The 18147-nt window shown below is 69.5% G+C and carries 16 protein-coding genes; 9 read left to right on the top strand and 7 right to left on the bottom strand.

Features of this window, described 5'->3' with window-relative positions; all coding sequences use genetic code 11:
- Positions 1-3: 3 nt before the first annotated feature.
- The 4 genes from pip to ABDK56_RS05670 all read right to left on the bottom strand — a co-directional run bounded on the left by pip (position 4) and on the right by ABDK56_RS05670 (position 3974).
- Positions 4-963 (bottom strand): prolyl aminopeptidase, encoded by a 960-nt coding sequence (pip, locus tag ABDK56_RS05685; RefSeq protein WP_349807175.1) that lies wholly within the window; start codon positions 961-963, stop codon positions 4-6.
- A 13-nt stretch (positions 964-976) separates the two neighbouring features.
- The gene (locus ABDK56_RS05680; RefSeq protein WP_349807174.1) at positions 977-2347 is read right to left on the bottom strand and encodes a glutamate--cysteine ligase; all 1371 of its coding nucleotides are present in this window, start codon (positions 2345-2347) and stop codon (positions 977-979) included.
- Positions 2348-2412: 65 nt separating this feature from the next.
- Positions 2413-3150: a 16S rRNA (uracil(1498)-N(3))-methyltransferase gene (locus ABDK56_RS05675; RefSeq protein ID WP_349807173.1), complete on the bottom strand. Its 738-nt coding sequence runs from the start codon at positions 3148-3150 to the stop codon at positions 2413-2415.
- On the bottom strand, positions 3150-3974 hold the full coding sequence (locus ABDK56_RS05670) for a PEP-CTERM sorting domain-containing protein (protein ID WP_349807172.1): 825 nt from the start codon (positions 3972-3974) through the stop codon (positions 3150-3152). Before ABDK56_RS05670 ends, ABDK56_RS05675 begins: the two co-directional genes overlap by 1 nt.
- A gap of 46 nt (positions 3975-4020) precedes the next feature.
- On the opposite strand from ABDK56_RS05670, the gene ubiA reads away from it, so the two are divergent.
- From ubiA to ABDK56_RS05655, 3 genes are read left to right on the top strand one after another with little or no spacing between them, the layout of a single operon-like run.
- Positions 4021-4938: a 4-hydroxybenzoate octaprenyltransferase gene (gene ubiA / locus ABDK56_RS05665; RefSeq protein ID WP_349807171.1), complete on the top strand. Its 918-nt coding sequence runs from the start codon at positions 4021-4023 to the stop codon at positions 4936-4938.
- A gap of 17 nt (positions 4939-4955) precedes the next feature.
- Positions 4956-6290 carry a TldD/PmbA family protein gene (locus ABDK56_RS05660; protein WP_349807170.1) on the top strand — a complete coding sequence of 445 codons (1335 nt, stop codon included), beginning with the start codon at positions 4956-4958 and terminating at the stop codon, positions 6288-6290.
- A gap of 51 nt (positions 6291-6341) precedes the next feature.
- Positions 6342-6644 carry a hypothetical protein gene (locus ABDK56_RS05655; RefSeq protein ID WP_349807169.1) on the top strand — a complete coding sequence of 101 codons (303 nt, stop codon included), beginning with the start codon at positions 6342-6344 and terminating at the stop codon, positions 6642-6644.
- Here ABDK56_RS05655 and ABDK56_RS05650 read toward each other — a convergent pair.
- Together ABDK56_RS05650 and ABDK56_RS05645 are read right to left on the bottom strand one after the other, a co-directional pair.
- Positions 6641-7078 (bottom strand): CoA-binding protein, encoded by a 438-nt coding sequence (locus ABDK56_RS05650; protein WP_349807168.1) that lies wholly within the window; start codon positions 7076-7078, stop codon positions 6641-6643. The two genes, ABDK56_RS05655 and ABDK56_RS05650, sit on opposite strands and share 4 nt — an antisense overlap.
- A gap of 26 nt (positions 7079-7104) precedes the next feature.
- Positions 7105-8043: an Mrp/NBP35 family ATP-binding protein gene (locus ABDK56_RS05645; protein ID WP_349807167.1), complete on the bottom strand. Its 939-nt coding sequence runs from the start codon at positions 8041-8043 to the stop codon at positions 7105-7107.
- Positions 8044-8114: 71 nt separating this feature from the next.
- On the opposite strand from ABDK56_RS05645, the gene hflK reads away from it, so the two are divergent.
- The 6 genes from hflK (at position 8115) to ABDK56_RS05615 (ending at position 15451) form a co-directional block, all read left to right on the top strand.
- On the top strand, positions 8115-9179 hold the full coding sequence (gene hflK, locus ABDK56_RS05640) for an FtsH protease activity modulator HflK (protein WP_349807166.1): 1065 nt from the start codon (positions 8115-8117) through the stop codon (positions 9177-9179).
- Complete coding sequence (gene hflC / locus ABDK56_RS05635; protein ID WP_349807165.1) at positions 9176-10030, top strand: protease modulator HflC; 855 nt, start codon at positions 9176-9178, stop codon at positions 10028-10030. The genes hflK and hflC overlap by 4 nt, the downstream gene beginning before the upstream one ends.
- 86 nt (positions 10031-10116) lie before the next feature.
- Positions 10117-11688: a trypsin-like peptidase domain-containing protein gene (locus ABDK56_RS05630; RefSeq protein ID WP_349807164.1), complete on the top strand. Its 1572-nt coding sequence runs from the start codon at positions 10117-10119 to the stop codon at positions 11686-11688.
- An 85-nt stretch (positions 11689-11773) separates the two neighbouring features.
- Positions 11774-12172: a nuclear transport factor 2 family protein gene (locus ABDK56_RS05625; RefSeq protein ID WP_349807163.1), complete on the top strand. Its 399-nt coding sequence runs from the start codon at positions 11774-11776 to the stop codon at positions 12170-12172.
- A gap of 1 nt (position 12173) precedes the next feature.
- Positions 12174-13385 (top strand): M20 metallopeptidase family protein, encoded by a 1212-nt coding sequence (locus tag ABDK56_RS05620; protein WP_349807162.1) that lies wholly within the window; start codon positions 12174-12176, stop codon positions 13383-13385.
- 65 nt (positions 13386-13450) lie between these two features.
- Positions 13451-15451, top strand: a complete 2001-nt coding sequence (locus ABDK56_RS05615; protein ID WP_349807161.1) for an OPT family oligopeptide transporter — start codon at positions 13451-13453, stop codon at positions 15449-15451.
- Positions 15452-15455: 4 nt separating this feature from the next.
- Here the strand turns inward: ABDK56_RS05615 and ABDK56_RS05610 are convergent, their stop codons facing one another.
- Positions 15456-18143 (bottom strand): M1 family metallopeptidase, encoded by a 2688-nt coding sequence (locus ABDK56_RS05610; RefSeq protein ID WP_349807160.1) that lies wholly within the window; start codon positions 18141-18143, stop codon positions 15456-15458.
- Between the last annotated feature and the right edge of the window lie 4 nt (positions 18144-18147).

Here is an 18147-nt window from a genome sequence, read left to right as displayed (position 1 = left end):
GCCCTAGAGGCCGGCGAAGCGGTCGGTCGCGCGGACGAGGCCGTCGGTGATCCCCGGCTCGCTGAACAGATGCCCGCCGTCGGGAACGATCTGAAGGTCGACCTCGGGCCACGCCTGCTTCAGCTTCCACGCCGCCGCGGGAGGCGTGCAGCTGTCGTGGCGGCCCTGGACGATGACGCCGGGAATGCCCCGAAGCTTATGCGCGTCGCGCAGCAGCTGGCCCGGTTCGAACCAGCCCATGTTCGCCATGTAATGGTTCTCGATCCGCGCCACCGCGACCGCGACCTTGGGATCGGTGATATGGTCGATCGTGCCGGGGCTCGGCAGCAGGGTGACGATGTCGCCCTCCCACTTGCTCCATGCCTTGGCCGCCTCGATCTTGGCCGCCTCGTCGTCGCCGGTCAGCCGCTTGCGATAGGCTTCGACCATGTCGCCGCGCTCGGCCTCGGGGATCGGGGCGAGGAACTCGGCGAACTTGTCGGGGTAGATTTGCGAAGCCCCGCCTTCCACATACATCCAGTCGAGCTCATATTGCTCGAACAGGAAGATGCCGCGAAGCACCAGCTCGGTCACTCGCTCGGGATGCGTCTCGGCATAAGCGAGCGCCAGCGTCGAGCCCCAGCTTCCGCCGAACACCTGCCACTTCTCGACCTTCATCACCCGCTCGCGAAGCTGCTCGAGGTCGGCGACGAGGTGCCAGGTCGTGTTGTTCTCGAGGCTGGCGTAGGGCGTCGAGCGCCCGCAGCCGCGCTGGTCGAAGACGAGGATGTTATACTTGTCGGGGTTGAACTGGCGGCGATGCGCCGGGCTCGCGCCGCCGCCGGGGCCGCCGTGGAGGAAGACCACTGGCTTGCCGTCGGGATTGCCGGATAGCTCCCAGAACAGCGCATGTCCGTCACCGACGTCGAGCATGCCGCTCTCGCGCGGCTCGATCGGCGGATAAAGCGTTCGGCGGTCGGTCATTCTGTCCCCCCGGTCAGAAACTATAGTCGTTGTAGACATGAGCGACGTCGCCGCCCCATTCGCCGCGATATTTGGCGAGCATCTTCTCGGCGAAGGTCTGCCAGCTCGCCACCACCTCGCGCAGCGGGTCGAGGAAACCCCCCTCGTTATCGCCAGCGGCGTTGAGTTCGGCGCGCTCCGTCAGTCCCATCGCGGCGATCTCGATCACCCGCTCGGCCAGCTCGCGCACCGTCCCGCCGCCCGGCACCGGCGCCTTGAGCGCCAGTTCGGGCACCGCGTGGCGAAGCGTCTCGCGCTCGTCGATCGACCAGTGCTTCACCACTTCCCACGCCGCGTCCATCGCCTTGTCCGAATAGAGCAGCCCGACCCACAGCGCGGGGAGCGCGCATATCCTCCCCCATCGCCCGCCGTCGGCACCACGCATCTCGAGGAAGCTCTTCAGCCGCACCTCGGGGAAGGCGGTCGACAGGTGATCGGTGAAGTCGGCCAGCGTCGGCTTCTCGCCCGGAAGCACCGCGAGCTTGCCCTCGAGGAAATCGCGGAAGCTGTGCCCTGCCGCGTCGATATATTTGCCGTCGCGGAAGACGAAATACATCGGCACGTCGAGCGCATAGTCGCAATAGCGTTCGTAACCGAACCCGTCCTCGAACACGAACGGCAGCATGCCGGTGCGGTGCGGGTCGGTGTCTTCCCAGATATGGCTGCGGAACGACAGGAAGCCGTTGGGCTGGCCTTCGGTGAACGGCGAATTGGCGAACAGCGCGGTGGCGACCGGCTGCAGCGCCAGCGCGACCCGGAATTTCTTCACCATATCCGCCTCGCTCAAATAATCGAGGTTGGTCTGGATGGTGCAGGTGCGCAGCATCATGTCGAGGCCGAGATTGCCAACGCGCGGCATGTGGCGAAGCATGATCTGGTAACGCCCCTTCGGCATCAGCGGCAGGTCTTCGCGCCGCTTGTCGGGCCACATGCCGAGCCCGAGGAAGCCGAGCCCGAGCCGGTCGCCGACCGCCTTGACCTGCTCGAGATGGCGCCCGCTCTCGGCGCAGCTTTCGTGGAGGTCGCGAAGCGGCGCGCCGCTGAGCTCGAGCTGGCCCGCGGGCTCGAGGCTGATCGTCCCGTCGGGGCCGGTCAGCGCGATGATCTTGCCGCCCTCCTCGACCGGCTGCCAGCCGAACTCGGTCAGCCCGACGAGCAGGTCGCGGATCCCGCCGGGCTCGTCCCACGACGGGGCGCGGTGGTCGGCGAGGCGATAGACGAACTTCTCGTGCTCGGTCCCGATCCGCCAGTCGGCGCGCGGCTTCTCGCCCTTTTCGAACACCGAGATGAGGTCGGCGCGGCTCTCGATCGGGGGGCTTTCCGACAGGTCGGTGCGGGTCGTCATGATGTGTCAGCCCCTAGCCGCCGGAAGAAAGCGGTCAATGACAATCTGGTGGCGGATCGAAACGATTACCAGTCGCCCGCTGTCGCCATCCATGCCGTCACCGCCGCCAGCGCGGCGGTTTCGGCGCGCAGGATGCGCGGGCCGAGCGAGACTGGCACGGCGCCCGGCGCGGCGCGGACCCGTGCGGCCTCGTCGGGAGTGAAGCCGCCTTCGGGACCGACGAGAATCGTCGCCGGGCCGGGCCGGATGGCTTCGCCGAACGGCGGCCCGCCGGTTTCGTCGGCGAAATAGAGGGTCCGGCCGGCGGGGCGGGCGGCGAGCCAGTCGCCGAACCTCGCCGGCGCCTCGATCGTCGCCAGCGCGGTTCGGCCGCATTGCTCGGCCGCCTCGACGATGTGGCTTCGCATCCGTTCGAGGTTGAGGTCGCGAACGATGGTCCGCTCGGTGATCACCGGCAGCAGCCGCGCCACCCCGAGCTCGACCGCCTTTTCGACCAGCCAGTCGACCCGGCCCTTCTTGATCGGCGCGAAGGCGAGCCACAGGTCGGGGACCGTCTCTTGCTCGCGGGTGGCCTGCGCGATCGTCAGCGTGACCCGCTTGCGCCCGGGCTCGACGATTCGGGCAAGCCATTCGCCGTCGCGTCCGTTGAACAGCAACAGCGCGTCGCCGGCCTTAAGCCGCAGGACGTTGGCGAGATAGTTGGCGCCCGAACCCTCGACGCTCACCGCCGCGCCCTCGCTAAGCGCCGCCTCGACGAACAGCCGCGGCAGGCTTCGCGGCGGCCAGGCGGGGGTGGCGACCATCAGCCGCAGCGGCCCCGCACGGTGTCCGACGCGATCCGCTGGAGGCTCGCCGCGAGCGTCGGCGCGATGCCGAGGTCGCGCGCCGCCGCCTCGCGCGCGCCGAGCCGCCGCGGGTCGCGCCCGCTAAGCCCCGCGAACACCACCAGCGCTTCGAGATAATAGCCCTCGGTTGAGGCGTGATAATGATCGCTCGCCCACAGGTCTATCTTGCCGCGCTCGATCCCGTCGTAGGGATTGGCGTCGGCCAGCCCGCGACGGATCGCGCAGTCGAACGCCGCGCCGACCCGGTTGACGGTCGGGATCTGCGCGATCCGCGCGGCGAGCCGGTCCCCCTGCTCAACCGTCGCCTGCATCGTGCTGATCGACTGGCCCGACCACGGCTTGCCCGCGGGAACGGTGAGGTCAGGGCGCGACCAGGTCGCGGTCAGGCTGAGCGTGACCGCCGGGTTGCGCGCGCGCATCAGACCGGCGAAGCTTTCGGCCGCGACGATGGTCGAGGCGGGATCGCCGGGCCGCTCCTCGCTCAACGTCGAATATTGCTGGAGCACGACCTTGTCCCAGCGCCGGTCGAGCAGCGCCTTCTTGTTGTCGAGATGCCAGCCGAGCGACTTGCCCGGCGAGGTTTCGAGCGACACCTGCCACTTGAGCCCGCTCTCGTCGGCGAAGCGCTTGACCAGCGCGGGGACGCCGCCGATCCCCTCGCCGTTGAGGTCGGTGACGCTGTGCGCGCGATAGGTCATGACCGGCGACAGCGCGCCGAAGGTGAAGCTGTTGCCGACGAACAGCACGCTGGACTGGGCAGCAAGGACAAGCAGTGGAAGCATGGCGGCCAGCCTAGCGGGTGCATCGCTTAGCCGCTAGGCGGTCGGGGTGAGCGAAAACGACCTCCTCGTCCCCGACAGCGAACGGCGCGGGCTGATCGGCGCGCTTCCGGCGTTCGTCCGACCGTTCGCCTCGCTGATGCGGATCGACCGGCCGATCGGGAGCTGGCTGCTCTACTGGCCGTGCGCGTGGAGCGTCGCGCTGGCTGGGGTCGGCGGGACGTGGGCGCTGTTCGCGTGGCTCGGGCTCGGCGCCTTCGCGATGCGCTCGGCGGGGTGCGTCTACAATGACATCGTCGACCGCGACCTCGACCGGCAGGTCGAACGGACCCGGCTTCGCCCGCTCGCGTCGGGGCGGGTGACGAAGCGGGCGGCGTGGGGGCTGCTGGTGGCGCTCTCGCTGGTCGGGCTGCTCGTCCTGCTCCAGCTCCCACGCGCTGCGCAGATCGTGTCGCTGCTGAGCCTTGCCCCGGTCGCCGCCTATCCGTTCATGAAGCGCATCACCTGGTGGCCGCAGGCGTGGCTGGGGCTGGTGTTCAGCTGGGGCGCGCTGGTCGGCTGGCCGGCGGTGACCGGCCACTTCGCCTTGCCCGCGCTGCTGCTGTGGCTGGGGTCGATCCCGTGGGTGATCGGCTACGACACGCTCTACGCGGTGCAGGACATCGAGGACGATGCGCTGGTCGGGGTGCGATCGAGCGCCCGGGCGCTGGGACGCCATGTGCGGCGCGGGGTGGCGGCCTGCTACGCGGTCGCGCTGTTCGGCTGGGGCGCGGCGATCTGGTCGGTGTTCCCTGAGCCGCTGGCGCTCGCCGCGCTGCTTCCGGCGGCGGCGCATCTCACGTGGCAGGCGGCGCGAGCCGATTCCGACGACGGTGCGCTCGGCCTGCGCCTGTTCCGGTCGAACCGTTTCACCGGACTGTTGCTGCTGCTCGGCTTCCTGACGGTCGGCTTGTCGGTCGCGCCGTAAGGCCCTAGGCCCCGCCGATGCTCGATCCCGCCGCCGCCCGCGATGCCGCCGCCGCCCTTGTCGACAAGGCGCTGAAGCTCGGCGCCGACGCCGCCGACGCGGCCTATGTCGGCGAGCGATCGAGCGGGGTCGGGGTCCGTCTCGGCGCGCTCGAGGACGTCCAGCGCAGCGAGGGCGAGGAGATGGGGCTGCGCGTGTTCGTCGGCCGCCGCAACGCGCTGGTCGGCGCGTCCAACCTCGCCGACCTCGACACGCTCGCCGAGCGCGCGATCGCGATGGCGCGCGAGGCGCCCGAAGACCCCTATGCCGGGCTCGCCCCGCGCGACCTGCTGTTCACCGGCGAGCCGGCCGAGCTCGACCTCGACGATCGCGGCGATCCCGACATGGCGAGCCTGCGCGAGCGCGCGCTGGCGGTCGAGGCGGCGGCGCGGGCGGTCGACGGCGTCACCAATTCGAGCGGGGGGAGCGCATCGGCCTCGGCCTCGACCTTCGCCATCGCCACCAGCGACGGCTTCGCCGGGGCGACCCGCGCAACGGGTTACAGCTGCTCGGCCAGCGTCGTCGCGGGCGAGGGGGCGGGGATGCAGCGCGACTATGGCTGGCATTCGGCGCGCCACCTCGCCGATCTCGAGCCGCCCGAGGCGATCGGGCGCCGCGCGGGCGAGCGGGCGGTGGCGCGGCTCAACCCGCGCGCCGTCGGGCAGGGGCGGATGGCGGTGTTGTTCGACCCGCGCGTCGCGACCAGCCTGCTCGGCCATCTCGCCGCCGCGATCAACGGCGCCAGCGTCGCGCGCAAGTCGAGTTTCCTCCAGGACCGGCTCGGCGAGCGGATCTTCGCCGCGGGCGTCACCGTGGTCGACGACCCGCTCCGCCCGCGCGGGCTGCGCAGCCGGGCATTCGACGGCGAGGGGCTGCCCGTCGCCCGCCGGGCCCTGATCGAGGACGGGGTGCTCACCGGCTGGTTCGCCGACAGCGCCGCGGCGCGCCAGCTTGGCATCCAGCCAACCGGCAGCGCGATCCGCGGCAGCGGCGGCGGCCCTTCGGCGGGACCGTCGAACCTGTTCATGGCCGCGGGTCCGCGCTCACGCGAAGACATGATTGCCGGGCTCGACCGCGCGATCCTCGTCACCGAGCTGATCGGGCAGGGGGTCAACGGGGTCACCGGCGACTATTCGCGCGGGGCGTCTGGGTTGCTCGTCGAACGGGGCGAGATCGTCGGCGCGGTCAGCGGCCTCACCATCGCCTCGAACCTCTTCGACATGTTCGCCGGCCTCGAGCCCGCGAGCGACCTCGTCATTCGCCGAGGAATCGACGCGCCGACCATCCTCGTCCCCGAAATGACGGTCGCCTGATCGCGCGGATCGGCTAAAGTGCGCGACCTCGCTTGAGTCAGGAGAGACGCGATGAGCCTATTTGACGATATCCTCGGTCAGGCCGGCGGCAATGCCACGGTCCAGAACCTCGTTTCGAAGGTCGGGCTGTCGCCCGAACAGGTCGAGCAGGCGGTCGCCGCGCTCGGACAGGCGCACGCGCAGGAAGGCGACACGGTCGAAACCGCCGCCGCCGACACCGGGCTGCCGACCGACAAGCTGCAGGAAATCGTCGGTCACATCGGCGGCGAGGGCTCGCTCGGCAAATTCGCCTCGCTGCTCGATTCCGAGGGCGGGATCGGCGGGCTGCTCGGCAAGGCGAAGGGTTTCTTCTAGGCCTTTTCGCCGACCGGCTTAAGCCCGAGCCGGGGGATCTCGATGTGCGGGCAGCGGTCCATCACGACCTTGAGCCCCGCCGCCTCGGCGCGCGCGGCGGCGGCCTCGTCGATCACGCCGAGCTGCATCCACACCGCCTTCGCCCGGGTCGCGATCGCCTGGTCGACGATGTCGCCGACCAGCTCCGAACGGACGAAGCAATCGACGATGTCGATCGGCTCGCCGATCTGCGACAGCTCGCGCCACACATATTCGCCGTGGACATGCTCGCCGGTGATGCGTGGATTGACCGGGATCACGCGATAGCCCTGCTCCTGAAGGAAGCGCATCACTCCGAAGGCGGCGCGGCGCGGATTGTCGCTCGCGCCGACCATCGCGATGGTCCGGGCGCTTCGCAGCAGGTCGGCGATGTCCTCGTCACGGGTCAGCGGCACGATTGTCTCCTAGCCGCCCCAACGCGTCAGGCGGGGAGCGTTTCCAGCAGGCGACGCGCGATCGACGCGAAGGCCTCGGCGGCGGGGCCGTCGCCGGCGGCGGGCGGGCGGCCCGCGTCCGACGCTTCGCGCAGGCTCGCCGACAGCGGCAGGCGCCCGAGGAATTCGATTCCGAGCCGCGCGGCGCTGGCCTCGGCCCCGCCCGAGCCGAACGGGTCGCTGGCCTCGCCGCAATGCGGGCAGGTGTAGCCCGCCATATTCTCGACGAGCCCGAGGATCGGCACCGCCGCCTTGCCGAACAGGTCGATCGCGCGCGCCGCGTCGATCAGCGCGAGATCCTGCGGCGTCGAGACGATCACCGCGCCGTCGGGCCGCGCCTTCTGCAGCAGTGACAGCTGGACGTCGCCGGTGCCCGGCGGAAGGTCGACCAGCAGCAGGTCGCAATCGCCCCACTCGCCGTCGATCAGCTGGCCGAGCGCGCCCGCCGCCATCGGCCCGCGCCACGCCAGCGCCTGCCCCGGGGGGACCAGCTGGCCGACCGACAGCAGCTTGACGCCGAAGCGCGTGTCGGCGGCGAACAGCTTCTCCTTTTCGGCGCGCGGGCGGTCGGGGGCGGCGAGCAGCGTCGGTTGCGACGGGCCGTAGATGTCGGCGTCGATCAGCCCGACCCGGCGCCCCATCTTGGCGAGCGCGACGGCAAGGTTGGCGGTGAGGGTCGACTTGCCGACCCCGCCCTTGCCCGATCCGACCGCGATCACCGTTCGCTGCGGCTTTGCGGCAGTCATCGCGATCCGCACGTCGGTGACGCCGGGAAGCGCGCGGGCGCGCGCCTCGATCGCGTCGTAAAGCGCGATCCGCTCGCTTTTGCCGAGCCCGGTCGAATCGACGACCAGTGTCGCGATCCCGTCGGCGAGGCGTTTCGAGCGGAGGCGCGGGTCGTCGAGCGAGGCGAGCGGGTCGGACATCAGCGAGCGCTTAAGCGGCTTTTCGACCGGCGCCACTGTTTTTCGCGCGAACAGTTCCTATGATGGCGTGCATGACATTATTTCAGCGCGCGGGGCGCATCTTGTTCGCCGATTCCAAGGGCCCGTGGGGAAGCGGCAGCGGGTCGGGCGATCCGCCCAAGCCCGAAAAGCCGGCAAGCCCGTGGGCAGGGCCGCAACCGGGCCAGCCGGGCGGCAATGCGTTCGACGAATGGCTGAAGGCGCGGACCCGCGGCGTCGGCGGTGGCGGCGGCGGAGGCGGGGGCTTCGGCGGCTTCCGCGGACGGCCCGACCGATCGCTGATCGGCTGGGGGCTGGTGGCGTTCGCGACGCTGTGGCTGCTGCTGTCGACCACGCACAGCATCGGCGCGAGCGACGAGGGCGTGGTGATGCAGCTCGGCCGCTACAACCGGACGCTTCCGCCGGGCGTGTCGCTGACCCTGCCGTGGCCGATCGAGAGCGTGCGCAAGGTCAACGTCAGCCAGACCCGGACGACCGAGCTCGGCAGTTCGGGCAGCCAGGACCTGATGCTGACCGGCGACCAGAGCCTGATCGACATCGCCTTCCTCGTCCGCTGGAACATCAAGAACCCCGAGCAATATCTGTTCGAGCTGTCGGACCCGCAGGAAACGATCAAGCAGGTCGCCGAAAGCGCGATGCGCGCGGTCGTCGCCAATGCGACGCTGAAGGGCGCGATGGGGCCGCAGCGCCCGGACATCGAGGCGCGGGTGCGCGACGAGATGCAGCGCACGCTCGACAGCTACAAGTCGGGGATCCAGGTGCTCGGCGTCTCGCTTAGCCAGGCCGACCCGCCCGACCAGGTCAACGACGCGTTCAAGGCGGTCACCGCCGCGCAGCAGGAGGCCCAGTCGTACAAGAACGGCGCGACCGGCTACGCGAACCAGGTGCTCCAGAAGGCGCAGGGCGAGGCGACCGCGTTCGACAAGGTCTACGAGCAGTACAAGGCTGCCCCCGGCGTGACCAAGCGGCGCATGTATTACGAGACGATGGAACAGGTGCTGCGCAAGAACGACAAGACGATCATCGAGGCGCCGGGGGTCAACAGCTACCAGCCGCTGCCGCCGATCCGCCGCACGGTCGAGGGAGGCGGGCAATGAGCTTTGTCCGCCGCCATCCGATCGCGACGCTGGTGATCGCCTTCATCCTGCTGATCGCCGCGTTCAGCTCGGTCCGGATCGTTCCAGAGACCCAGCAGGGGCTCGTCCTGCGCTTCGGCAAGCCGGTGCGCGTCATCAACCGCTACACCCCCGGCGCGCCGTTCGGGGCCGGGGGCGCGGGGCTGACGGCCAAGCTGCCGTTCGCCGAGGATTATGTCTGGGTCGACAAGCGGATCCACGCGGTCGAGATGCAGCAGCAGCAGGTCGTTTCGACCGACCAGCGGCGGCTCGAGGTCGACGCCTTCGCCAACTATCGCGTGGTCGATCCGCAGCGGATGTACACCGTCGCCCGAAGCCAGGACCAGGTCGGCGAGGCGCTAAAGCCGATCCTGAGCTCGGCGCTCCGCAACGAGCTCGGCAAGCGCCCGTTCGCCTCGCTGCTCAGCCCCGAGCGCGAAGGGGTGATGGAGGGCATCCGCGAGGGGCTCGACCGTACCGCGCGCCAATATGGCGTCGAGATCATCGACGTTCGCATCAAGAAGGCCGACCTGCCCGACGGCGCGCCGCTCCAGTCGGCGCTCGACCAGATGCGCACCGCGCGCCTCCAGGAAGCGCAGCTGATCCGCGCCGAGGGGATGAAGCAGGCGCAGATCATCCAGGCGCAGGCCGACGCCGACGCGTCGAAGATCTACGCCGCCAGCTTCGGCAAGGACCCCGAATTCTACGACTTCTACCGGGCGATGCAGTCGTACCGGACGACCTTCGTCGGGGACGACCAGAACAAGGTCGCGCCGACGACCATCATCCTGTCGCCGCAAAGCGACTATCTGAAGGAATTCACTGGACGATAGGGAGACGCACCGTTCAATTTGCGTTCAACAGGGCAGGCTAGCCTCGGCGTCCCCAACGCCCAGATCATGTAAGGATCGATGTCGACATGAGTTCAAACAAGGAGTTCCGACCGGTGCGATATGCCTATACCGTCGCCGCAGCCCTTTTGTTGGGCGGGACCGCTTTTTCCGTCGTGACCGGTCAGGCGGGGGCGCAGGTTGCGCAGAACGCGACCACCGGGCTGTCGCCGCGCGCCGGTGGCCCCGCCAGCTTCGCCGACCTCGCCGCGCGGCTCCAGCCGGCGGTGGTCAACATCTCGACCAAGCAGCGGATCGCGGTGAAGCAGCAGGCCGATCCCTTCTCGGAATTCCTCCGCCGCTTCGGCGGGCAGGACGGTTCGGGCGGCGGTGACGACGGCAGCGGGTCGAGCCCGGGCAGCGCCGCGCCGCGCACCCGCGAGACCGGGTCGCTGGGTTCGGGGTTCATCATCTCGCCCGACGGCTATGTCGTCACCAACAACCACCTCATCCAGGGCGAGAGCGGCACCGGGACGGTCGACAGCGTCACCGTCATCACCACCGACCGCAAGGAATATCCGGCGCGGATCGTCGGTCGCGACCAGGCGTCGGACCTCGCGCTGCTCAAGATCGAAGGGCGCAATCTGCCCTACGTCAACTGGGGCGACAGCACCCGGGCGCGGGTCGGCGACTGGGTGATCGCGATCGGCAATCCCTACGGGCTGGGCGGGACGGTCACCGCCGGCATCATCTCGGCGATCCATCGCGGCATCACCGGGCTCGGCGCCTACGACCGCTACATCCAGACCGACGCCAGCATCAACATGGGCAATTCGGGCGGCCCGATGTTCGACATGGCGGGCAACGTCATCGGCATCAACTCGGCGCTGATCTCGCCGACCGGGGCGAGCGTCGGCATCGGCCTCGCCATCCCGGCCGAGCTCGCCAAGCCGGTGATCGACTCGCTTCGCCGCGGGCAGGCGCCGCAGCGCGGCTATCTCGGCGTCGGGCTGCAGGAGCTCGACGAGACGATCGCCGCCTCGCTCGGCATTTCGAAGGACAATGGCGAGCTGGTGCGCTCGGTCATGCCGGGCGGCGCCGCGGCGCGCGCCGGGCTGCAGCAGGGCGACGTCATCGTCGCGGTCGGCGGGCGCACCGTCACCCCCGACGAGACGGTCAGCTACCTCGTCGCCAACACCCCGGTCGGAACCACAACCCCGCTCGACATCATCCGGCAGGGCCGGCGGATGCGGGTCAACGTCACCGTCGCGCAGCGGCCGAGCGAGGACGTGCTCGCCAAGCAGCTCGGCGGCGGGGCCGACGATTCGATCCCGATGCAGCAGGAAGCGCCGGTGTCCCCGTCGAGCGCGCTCGGCCTGTCGCTCCAGGCGATCAACCCGCAGATCGCGCAGGCGATCGGCGTCCCGGCGGGGACTCGCGGCGTGGTCGTGACGGCAGTCGACCCGAACAGCGACGCCTACGACAAGGGGCTGAAGCGCGGCTACGTCATCGTGTCGGTCGACAACCAGCCGGTGAGCGCGCCGGCGCAGGTCGCCGCGGCGGTCGCCAATGCCCGCAAGGCCGGGCGCAAGGCGGTGCTGCTGCTGGTCAAGGCCGGCAAGACCCCCGAGGTCTATGTCGGGGTGTCTATCGCCAACTGACGCGGTTGCGTTGACCTAACTCATGCGCCTAGGCTCCCTCGTCGGGGCCTGGCGCGTGAGGAGAGTCGGTTGAGCTGGATGAGCCGTGGTCGCTAGGCCTAACGACGTCCGCGCGCTCGAGGCGCGGTGGCGCGACGCGCTGTTCGCCAAGGACGAGGCGACGCTTCGCGCGCTGATCCACCCGCAGTTCAAGCTGGTCGGGATCCGCTCGACCGGAAGCGTCGCGGTCGACCTCGAACAATGGATGGCCGCGCTCCAGCGGATGGACCTCGCCAGCCTCGAGGTGCGGGTGATGGACTCGGTCGCGACCGAGCACACGATCATCGCCTCGATCGATGCGCACTGGAAGGTCCGCTACCTCGGCCAGCTGATCGACGAGCGAGTGCTGCTGACCGATGTGTGGGTGCGCGAGGACGGCGGCGAATGGCAGGTGATCCGGCGGCACAGCTCGCCGGTGCCCGCCAATGTCGAACTGTGCTGCTGAAATGACCAGCCTCGATGCGCTCGCCGACGAATGGGCCGCCGCCGCGGACGAGGAGGCCGGCGCGACCGTCGCGCTTCGTCACGCGATCCACCGCGAGCCCGAGTTGGGGCTCGACTGCCCCCGGACCCGCGACAAGCTCAAGGCGGCGCTCGCCAACCTGCCGCTGACGATTCGCGACAGTGTTCGGACCAGCGGCTTCGTCGCGCTGCTCGAGGGGACCGGCGCGGGCGATCCTTCGCGCACCGTGCTGCTTCGCGGCGACATGGACGCGCTGCCGATCCGCGAGGCGACCGGGCTCGATTTCGCGTCCGAGATCGAGGGGGCAATGCACGCCTGCGGGCACGACAGCCATTCGGCGATGCTGGCGGGCGCGGCGCGGGTGCTGTGCCGCCAGCGCGACCGCTTCGCCGGTCGGATCCTGTTCATGTTCCAGCCGGGCGAGGAAGGCCATCACGGCGCGCGCGAGATGATCGCCGAGGGGTTGATCGACGACCCGCTGCCGGGCGCGGCGTTCGCGATCCACATCTGGCCCAACCTGCCCGGCGGGGTGCTGGCGTGCCGCGCCGGGGCGATGCTCGCCTCGACCGACCAGGTCCATATCCGGGTCGACGGCAAGGGCGGGCACGCGGCGATGCCGCACGACGCGATCGACCCGGTGCCGGTCGCCGCCGAGATCGTTCTCGCGCTCCAGTCCGAGGCGTCGCGCAAGGCACCGGTGACGACCGATCCGATCGTCATCTCGATCAGCTCGATCCATGCCGGCGAAACCCACAACGTCCTGCCCGATTCGGTGAAGCTGCACGGCACCTTCCGCGCGTTGTCGCCCGAGGGGCGCGCGCGGGGGCGGGCGGGGATCGAGCGGGTCGCGACCCATGTCGCGCTCGCCCACGGGGCCGAGGCCGAGGTGTGGTTCGAGGACGGCTATCCGCCGACGATGAACGATCCGCGCGCCGTCGCGCTGGTGCGGCAAATCGCCGGAGCGAGCTATGTCGAGGCGCCCGCGCCGAGCATGGGAGGCGAAGACTTCGCCTATGTCCTGCAGAAGGTGCCGGGGGCGATGGGCTTTCTCGGGGTCGCCCCGCCCGACGGCGATCCGCTCAAGCGCGCGCCGCTGCACAACCCGGCGATGCTGGTCGACGACGCGGTGCTTCCGCGTGGGGTCGCGCTGCACTGCGCCTTCGCAATGGCCTTCCTCCAGCGCGGCTTCGACTAAAGGCTTGTCCTTGCACTCCCCGCCTGCTTGGTTCGGCGGCGTTTCGAGATCTGGAGAATGTGACGATGGCGACCGACGTTGAACAAGTGCGCCCGGCGGGGGCGGGAGTCGCCGAGCTGACCATCCGTGGCATCGTCCTCGGCGCGCTGCTGACCTTCCTGTTCACCGCCGCCAACGTCTATCTCGGACTCAAGCTCGGGCTGACCTTCGCGACCTCGATCCCGGCGGCGGTGATCTCGATGGCGGTGCTGAAGTTCTTCGCCGATTCCACCATCCAGGAAAACAACATCGTCCAGACCATCGCCTCGGCGGCGGGGACGCTGAGCGCGATCATCTTCGTCCTGCCGGGGCTGATCATGATCGGCTACTGGACCGACTTTCCCTACTGGCTGAGCGTGCTGGTGATCGGGCTCGGCGGCATATTGGGCGTGATGTATTCGGTGCCGCTGCGCCGCGCGCTGGTGACCGGGAGCGACCTTCCCTATCCCGAGGGGCTGGCGGCGGCCGAGGTGCTCAAGGTCGGTGCGGGGGTCGGCGGGGCCGAGGAAAACCGGCGCGGGCTGGTCGCGATCGTCTGGGCCTCGATCGTCTCGGCGGCCTATTTCACCCTGACCAAGACCAAGATCATTGTCGATACCGCGACCAAGTCGTTCCGCGTCGGCGCTGGGGCGAGCCACCTAACCGCCAGCCTGTCGCTCGCGCTGATCGGGGTCGGCCACCTCGTCGGCATGGCGGTCGGCATCGCGATGTTTGTCGGCGTGCTGATCAGCTGGACCTGGCTGGTGCCGCACTACACCGCGATCGCCGGCATCCCGACCGGGGCCGAGATCGACCCGATCATCAGCGACGTCTTCCGGAGCAAGGTGCGCTTCATCGGCGCGGGAACGATGCTGATCGCGGCGGTGTGGACGCTCGCCAAGGTGATCGGCCCGATCGTTCGCGGGATCACCCAGGCGATCGCCGCCAACCGCGCGCGCGGCGCGGGCGAGCAGCTCGACCTGACCGAGCGCGACCTGCCGATCACCATCGTCGGCGGCGCGATCCTCGCCTCGATGCTGCCTATCGGGCTGCTGCTATGGGACTTCGCGGGGAAAGGCGCGCTCGCCAGCCACGCCGGGGCGTTGGTCGCCATGTCGCTTGCCTACATCATCGTCGCCGGGCTGATCATCGCCTCGATCACCGGCTACATGGCGGGGCTGATCGGCGCGTCGAACAGCCCGGTCAGCGGGGTCGGAATCCTCACGGCGGTCGGCATTTCGCTGATCCTGCTGACCGTCGCCAGCGGGCTTGGACCCGACGCGTCGAAGAGCCTCGTCGCCTTCGCGCTGCTGGTCACCGCGATCATCTTCGGGGTTGCGACGATCGCCAACGACAACCTCCAGGACCTTAAGACCGGGCAGCTGGTCGGGGCGACTCCATGGCGGCAGCAGGTCGCGCTGGTGATCGGCGTCGTGTTCGGCGCGCTGATCATCCCGCCGGTGCTAAACGTGCTCAATTCGACGCTCGGCTTCGTCGGGGTGCCAGGCGCGGGCAAGGACGCGCTCAACGCGCCGCAGGCGGCGCTGATCAGCTCGATCACCACCGGCATCCTCGGCGGCAGCCTCGACTGGTCGCTGCTCCGCAACGGGGCGATCATCGGCGCGGTGATCGTCGTCGTCGACGAGGTGCTGAAGCGCGCGTCGGGGGGCAAGTACAGCCTGCCCCCGCTCGCGGTCGGCATGGGCATCTACCTACCGATGGAGCTGACCCTGTTCGTATCGCTCGGCGCGCTGCTCGGCTGGTTCTACAACCGCTGGGCCGAACGCGCCCCCAACCCGGCGTTCGCCGAGCGGATGGGCGTGCTGATGGCGACCGGCCTCATCGTCGGCGAAAGCCTGATGGGGGTCGCCTATGCGATTGTCGTCTACGCCGCCGACAAGGCCGGGTCGAAGGACAGCGCCAACGTCCTCGCGCTGGTCGGCGACACGCCATGGGCGATGCCGCTGGCGATCGCCTTGTTCGCGGCGGCGGTCGCCTTCCTCTACGTGTGGACGAAGGGCCGCGCGGCGCGGCCCCTCGACGCCTAAGGCCCTAGCCGACCTTTTTCGCATTCACCCACGCCAGCGTCTCGCGCTTGATGCGCGGGGTGTTGGCGAGGCGAACCTTGATCGCGCTTTTGGCTTCCTCGATCGCCTTGCGGTCCGACGGCTTGACGTTTGCCTTCGCATAGGCGTCGAGCTTGGCGACCATTTCCGGCTTGTCGCTGCCCGACGCGAGCCGCGCGACATAGCGCGACTGCGCCGACAGATCGACCAGCCTGGTAACCTGCGCCAGGTGGGCGATGGTGAAGTCGAACGCCAAGTCGGGATGACTACCGGCGACCCGACCGATCATGCCCGCGCTGATCGTCTTGCCCGGCTCGCTGGTCAGCGCCAGCTCGAGCGCACGGCGGGCGAGAACCTCGCTCTTGGCCGACGCCAGCAGCCCATAGAGGTTCTGGCGCTCGGTCGCCGTCGATGCGCGCTTGGCCATCGCGTGGAGCCGGTCCCAGGTGGCGGCATCGGCGTCGTAGGCGATGCGACCCAGCCAGGTCTGCTTCAGGCCCTTTGGCGCAGCGTTCGGATCCTTTTCGATCGCCGTGAACAGGCGCGCCGCTTCGGCCTTGATCCGCGGGTCGCCGGCATTGCCAAGCGTCGCGATCAGGCGGGGACGAAGCGTCGTCACGCCGACCGGCTCGCCGTCGCGCGGGGCGATCCCGATGCGGTCGATCACGGGTCCGAACCGGGCAATGATCAGCTTCTTCACCTTGGCCTGCGCCGCCGCATTGCCGTCGAGGAGGCCTTGGATCCCGGACATCTTGGCGCTGGCGTCGCCGATCAATTCGGGGGCGGCATCGGTCGGCACCGCGTTGAGGATGTCGAGCGCGGTGCCCATCGGCTGGTAGCCCGCGACCGACAGCGAGAACTGGTCGTCGAGCACGCCGTAGCGGTCGATCGGCGACAGGGCGGTGAAGTTGGTCGCCAGCCGCGCCGCGGCGGCGGCGGGGTAGAGCGTGCGGTAATAGCCCGCCTGCCCGGTGTTGACGACCAGCTGGCCGCAGCCCGGCACGCTGGCGCTGGTCGTCCGGCCCGAGGTGACCACCGTCACCGGCGTGCCGCCCGCGCTCATCGTCACCGGCACGTGCCAGCTGAGCGGGGTGAAGCTGCCCGGCTTGCGGTCGGCGCTAAATTGGTCCTGGGTCAGCACGACGCTGGTGCTGCCGCCGACGCACCGGCTGGCGCCGACGCGGATCAGCGGGACGCCCGGCTGGTTGGTGAAGTCGTGCGCGATGGTCGTCAGCCCGCGCGCGCCCGCCCCCTCGATCGCCGCCCACAGCTGGTCGGTCTTGCTGTTCTGGTAGGCGTGGGCGCGCATGTAGGCCTGGATGCCGCGCTGCCACACGTCGGGGGTGGCATAGGCCTCGAGCATGGTGATGACCGACTGGCCCTTCGAATAGGTGATGCCGTCGAACGCCTGGTTGGCCTGCTCGACGGTCCGGACGTCCTGGACGATCGGGTGGGTCGACAGCTTGTCGTCCTGGCTCATCGCGCCTTCGCGCGCGCCGACCGCGCCATATTCGGCGCCCCAGTCGGGGTGGAAATGCTTGGTCGCCTTGGTCGCCATCCAGCTGGCGAAGCCCTCGTTGAGCCACAGATCGCCCCACCAGCCCATGGTGACGAGGTCGCCGAACCACTGGTGCGCCATTTCGTGCGCGTCGACTTCGAAGATATTCTGCCGCTCGCCCTCGGTGGTCACCGCGGGATCGTCGAGCAGGATGCGTTCGAAGGTGAAGATCGCGCCCCAATTCTCCATCGCGCCGAAGAACTGCGACTGGCCCGGCCCGGCGACGTTGTCGAGCTTGGGCAGCGGGTAGTTGTAGCCGAAATAGCTGTTGTAATAGGGCAGGATCTGCGCCTGCGCGTCGAGCGCGGTGTAGCTCTTGGCCTCGTTGCCCTTGCTCGCCACCACGCCGACCTCGGTGGTCGGGGTCGCCATCTTCGCCACCCGGCCGAACTCGCCCGCGCCGAAGAACAGCAGGTAGGTCGACATTTCGGGGGTGGTCAGGAAGGTCACCCGCTGCATCCCGTTGCCGATCGGCTCGCTCCTGGCGGCGGGCATGTTGCTGACGCCCATCTGGTTCGCCGGGATGACGGCGCTCAGGTCGAACTTGGCCTTGTAGTCGGGCTCGTCCCACGAAGGGAAGAAGCGGCGCGCGTCGGCGGGCTCGAACTGGGTGAAGATCGAGCGCTTGTCGGCGCCGGCGGTGTCCTTGTAGTCGAGCGCGAACAGCCCGTTGGCCTGCTCGTTGATCTTGCCGGTATAGGCGATCGACAGGCGATAGGCGCCCGGCGCGAGCGTCCGGCCGAAGGCGAGGGTCGCGCTCTGGTTGTCGGCGTCGGTGGTGACGCTCGCGGCGACTGGCGCGCCACCGGTCAGCGGCATGATGCTGACCGCGCCAAAGCCGAGGTCGACCGCGTTGAGCGTCAGCCGGTCGGTCGGCTGGACGATCTGAAGGTCGATCGTTTCCTGCCCCGCGAACTTGAGGTTCGGCGCGTCGGGGGTGATCGTCAGCGTATAATGATGCGGCACCGCGGTGCGCGGGAGCTGGGTGGCGAGGCTGGTGTCGACCGTGTCGCGATAGCCGGCGAAGGCGCCGCCGTTCTGCGCGATGGCGGGCGTCGCGGCGAGCGCGAGCAGCGAGGTGGCGGCGGCGAGCGTCGCCCGGGTGCGCAAGGTCATCGGG

Source organism: Sphingomonas sp. ASV193, assembly GCF_040203355.1.
Lineage (GTDB): Bacteria > Pseudomonadota > Alphaproteobacteria > Sphingomonadales > Sphingomonadaceae > Sphingomicrobium.
This window is presented reverse-complemented; position numbering and strand designations above follow the sequence as displayed.

What these genes read in the sequence shown, in the direction of transcription:
- pip (WP_349807175.1), bottom strand. Translation starts at nt 963, where the DNA reads ATGACCGACCGCCGAACGCTTTATCCGCCGATCGAGCCGCGCGAGAGC.
- ABDK56_RS05680 (WP_349807174.1), bottom strand. Translation starts at nt 2,347, where the DNA reads ATGACGACCCGCACCGACCTGTCGGAAAGCCCCCCGATCGAGAGCCGC.
- ABDK56_RS05675 (WP_349807173.1), bottom strand. Translation starts at nt 3,150, where the DNA reads ATGGTCGCCACCCCCGCCTGGCCGCCGCGAAGCCTGCCGCGGCTGTTC.
- ABDK56_RS05670 (WP_349807172.1), bottom strand. Translation starts at nt 3,974, where the DNA reads ATGCTTCCACTGCTTGTCCTTGCTGCCCAGTCCAGCGTGCTGTTCGTC.
- ABDK56_RS05660 (WP_349807170.1), top strand. Translation starts at nt 4,956, where the DNA reads ATGCTCGATCCCGCCGCCGCCCGCGATGCCGCCGCCGCCCTTGTCGAC.
- ABDK56_RS05655 (WP_349807169.1), top strand. Translation starts at nt 6,342, where the DNA reads ATGAGCCTATTTGACGATATCCTCGGTCAGGCCGGCGGCAATGCCACG.
- ABDK56_RS05645 (WP_349807167.1), bottom strand. Translation starts at nt 8,043, where the DNA reads ATGTCCGACCCGCTCGCCTCGCTCGACGACCCGCGCCTCCGCTCGAAA.
- hflK (WP_349807166.1), top strand. Translation starts at nt 8,115, where the DNA reads ATGACATTATTTCAGCGCGCGGGGCGCATCTTGTTCGCCGATTCCAAG.
- hflC (WP_349807165.1), top strand. Translation starts at nt 9,176, where the DNA reads ATGAGCTTTGTCCGCCGCCATCCGATCGCGACGCTGGTGATCGCCTTC.
- ABDK56_RS05630 (WP_349807164.1), top strand. Translation starts at nt 10,117, where the DNA reads ATGAGTTCAAACAAGGAGTTCCGACCGGTGCGATATGCCTATACCGTC.
- ABDK56_RS05620 (WP_349807162.1), top strand. Translation starts at nt 12,174, where the DNA reads ATGACCAGCCTCGATGCGCTCGCCGACGAATGGGCCGCCGCCGCGGAC.
- ABDK56_RS05615 (WP_349807161.1), top strand. Translation starts at nt 13,451, where the DNA reads ATGGCGACCGACGTTGAACAAGTGCGCCCGGCGGGGGCGGGAGTCGCC.
- ABDK56_RS05610 (WP_349807160.1), bottom strand. Translation starts at nt 18,143, where the DNA reads ATGACCTTGCGCACCCGGGCGACGCTCGCCGCCGCCACCTCGCTGCTC.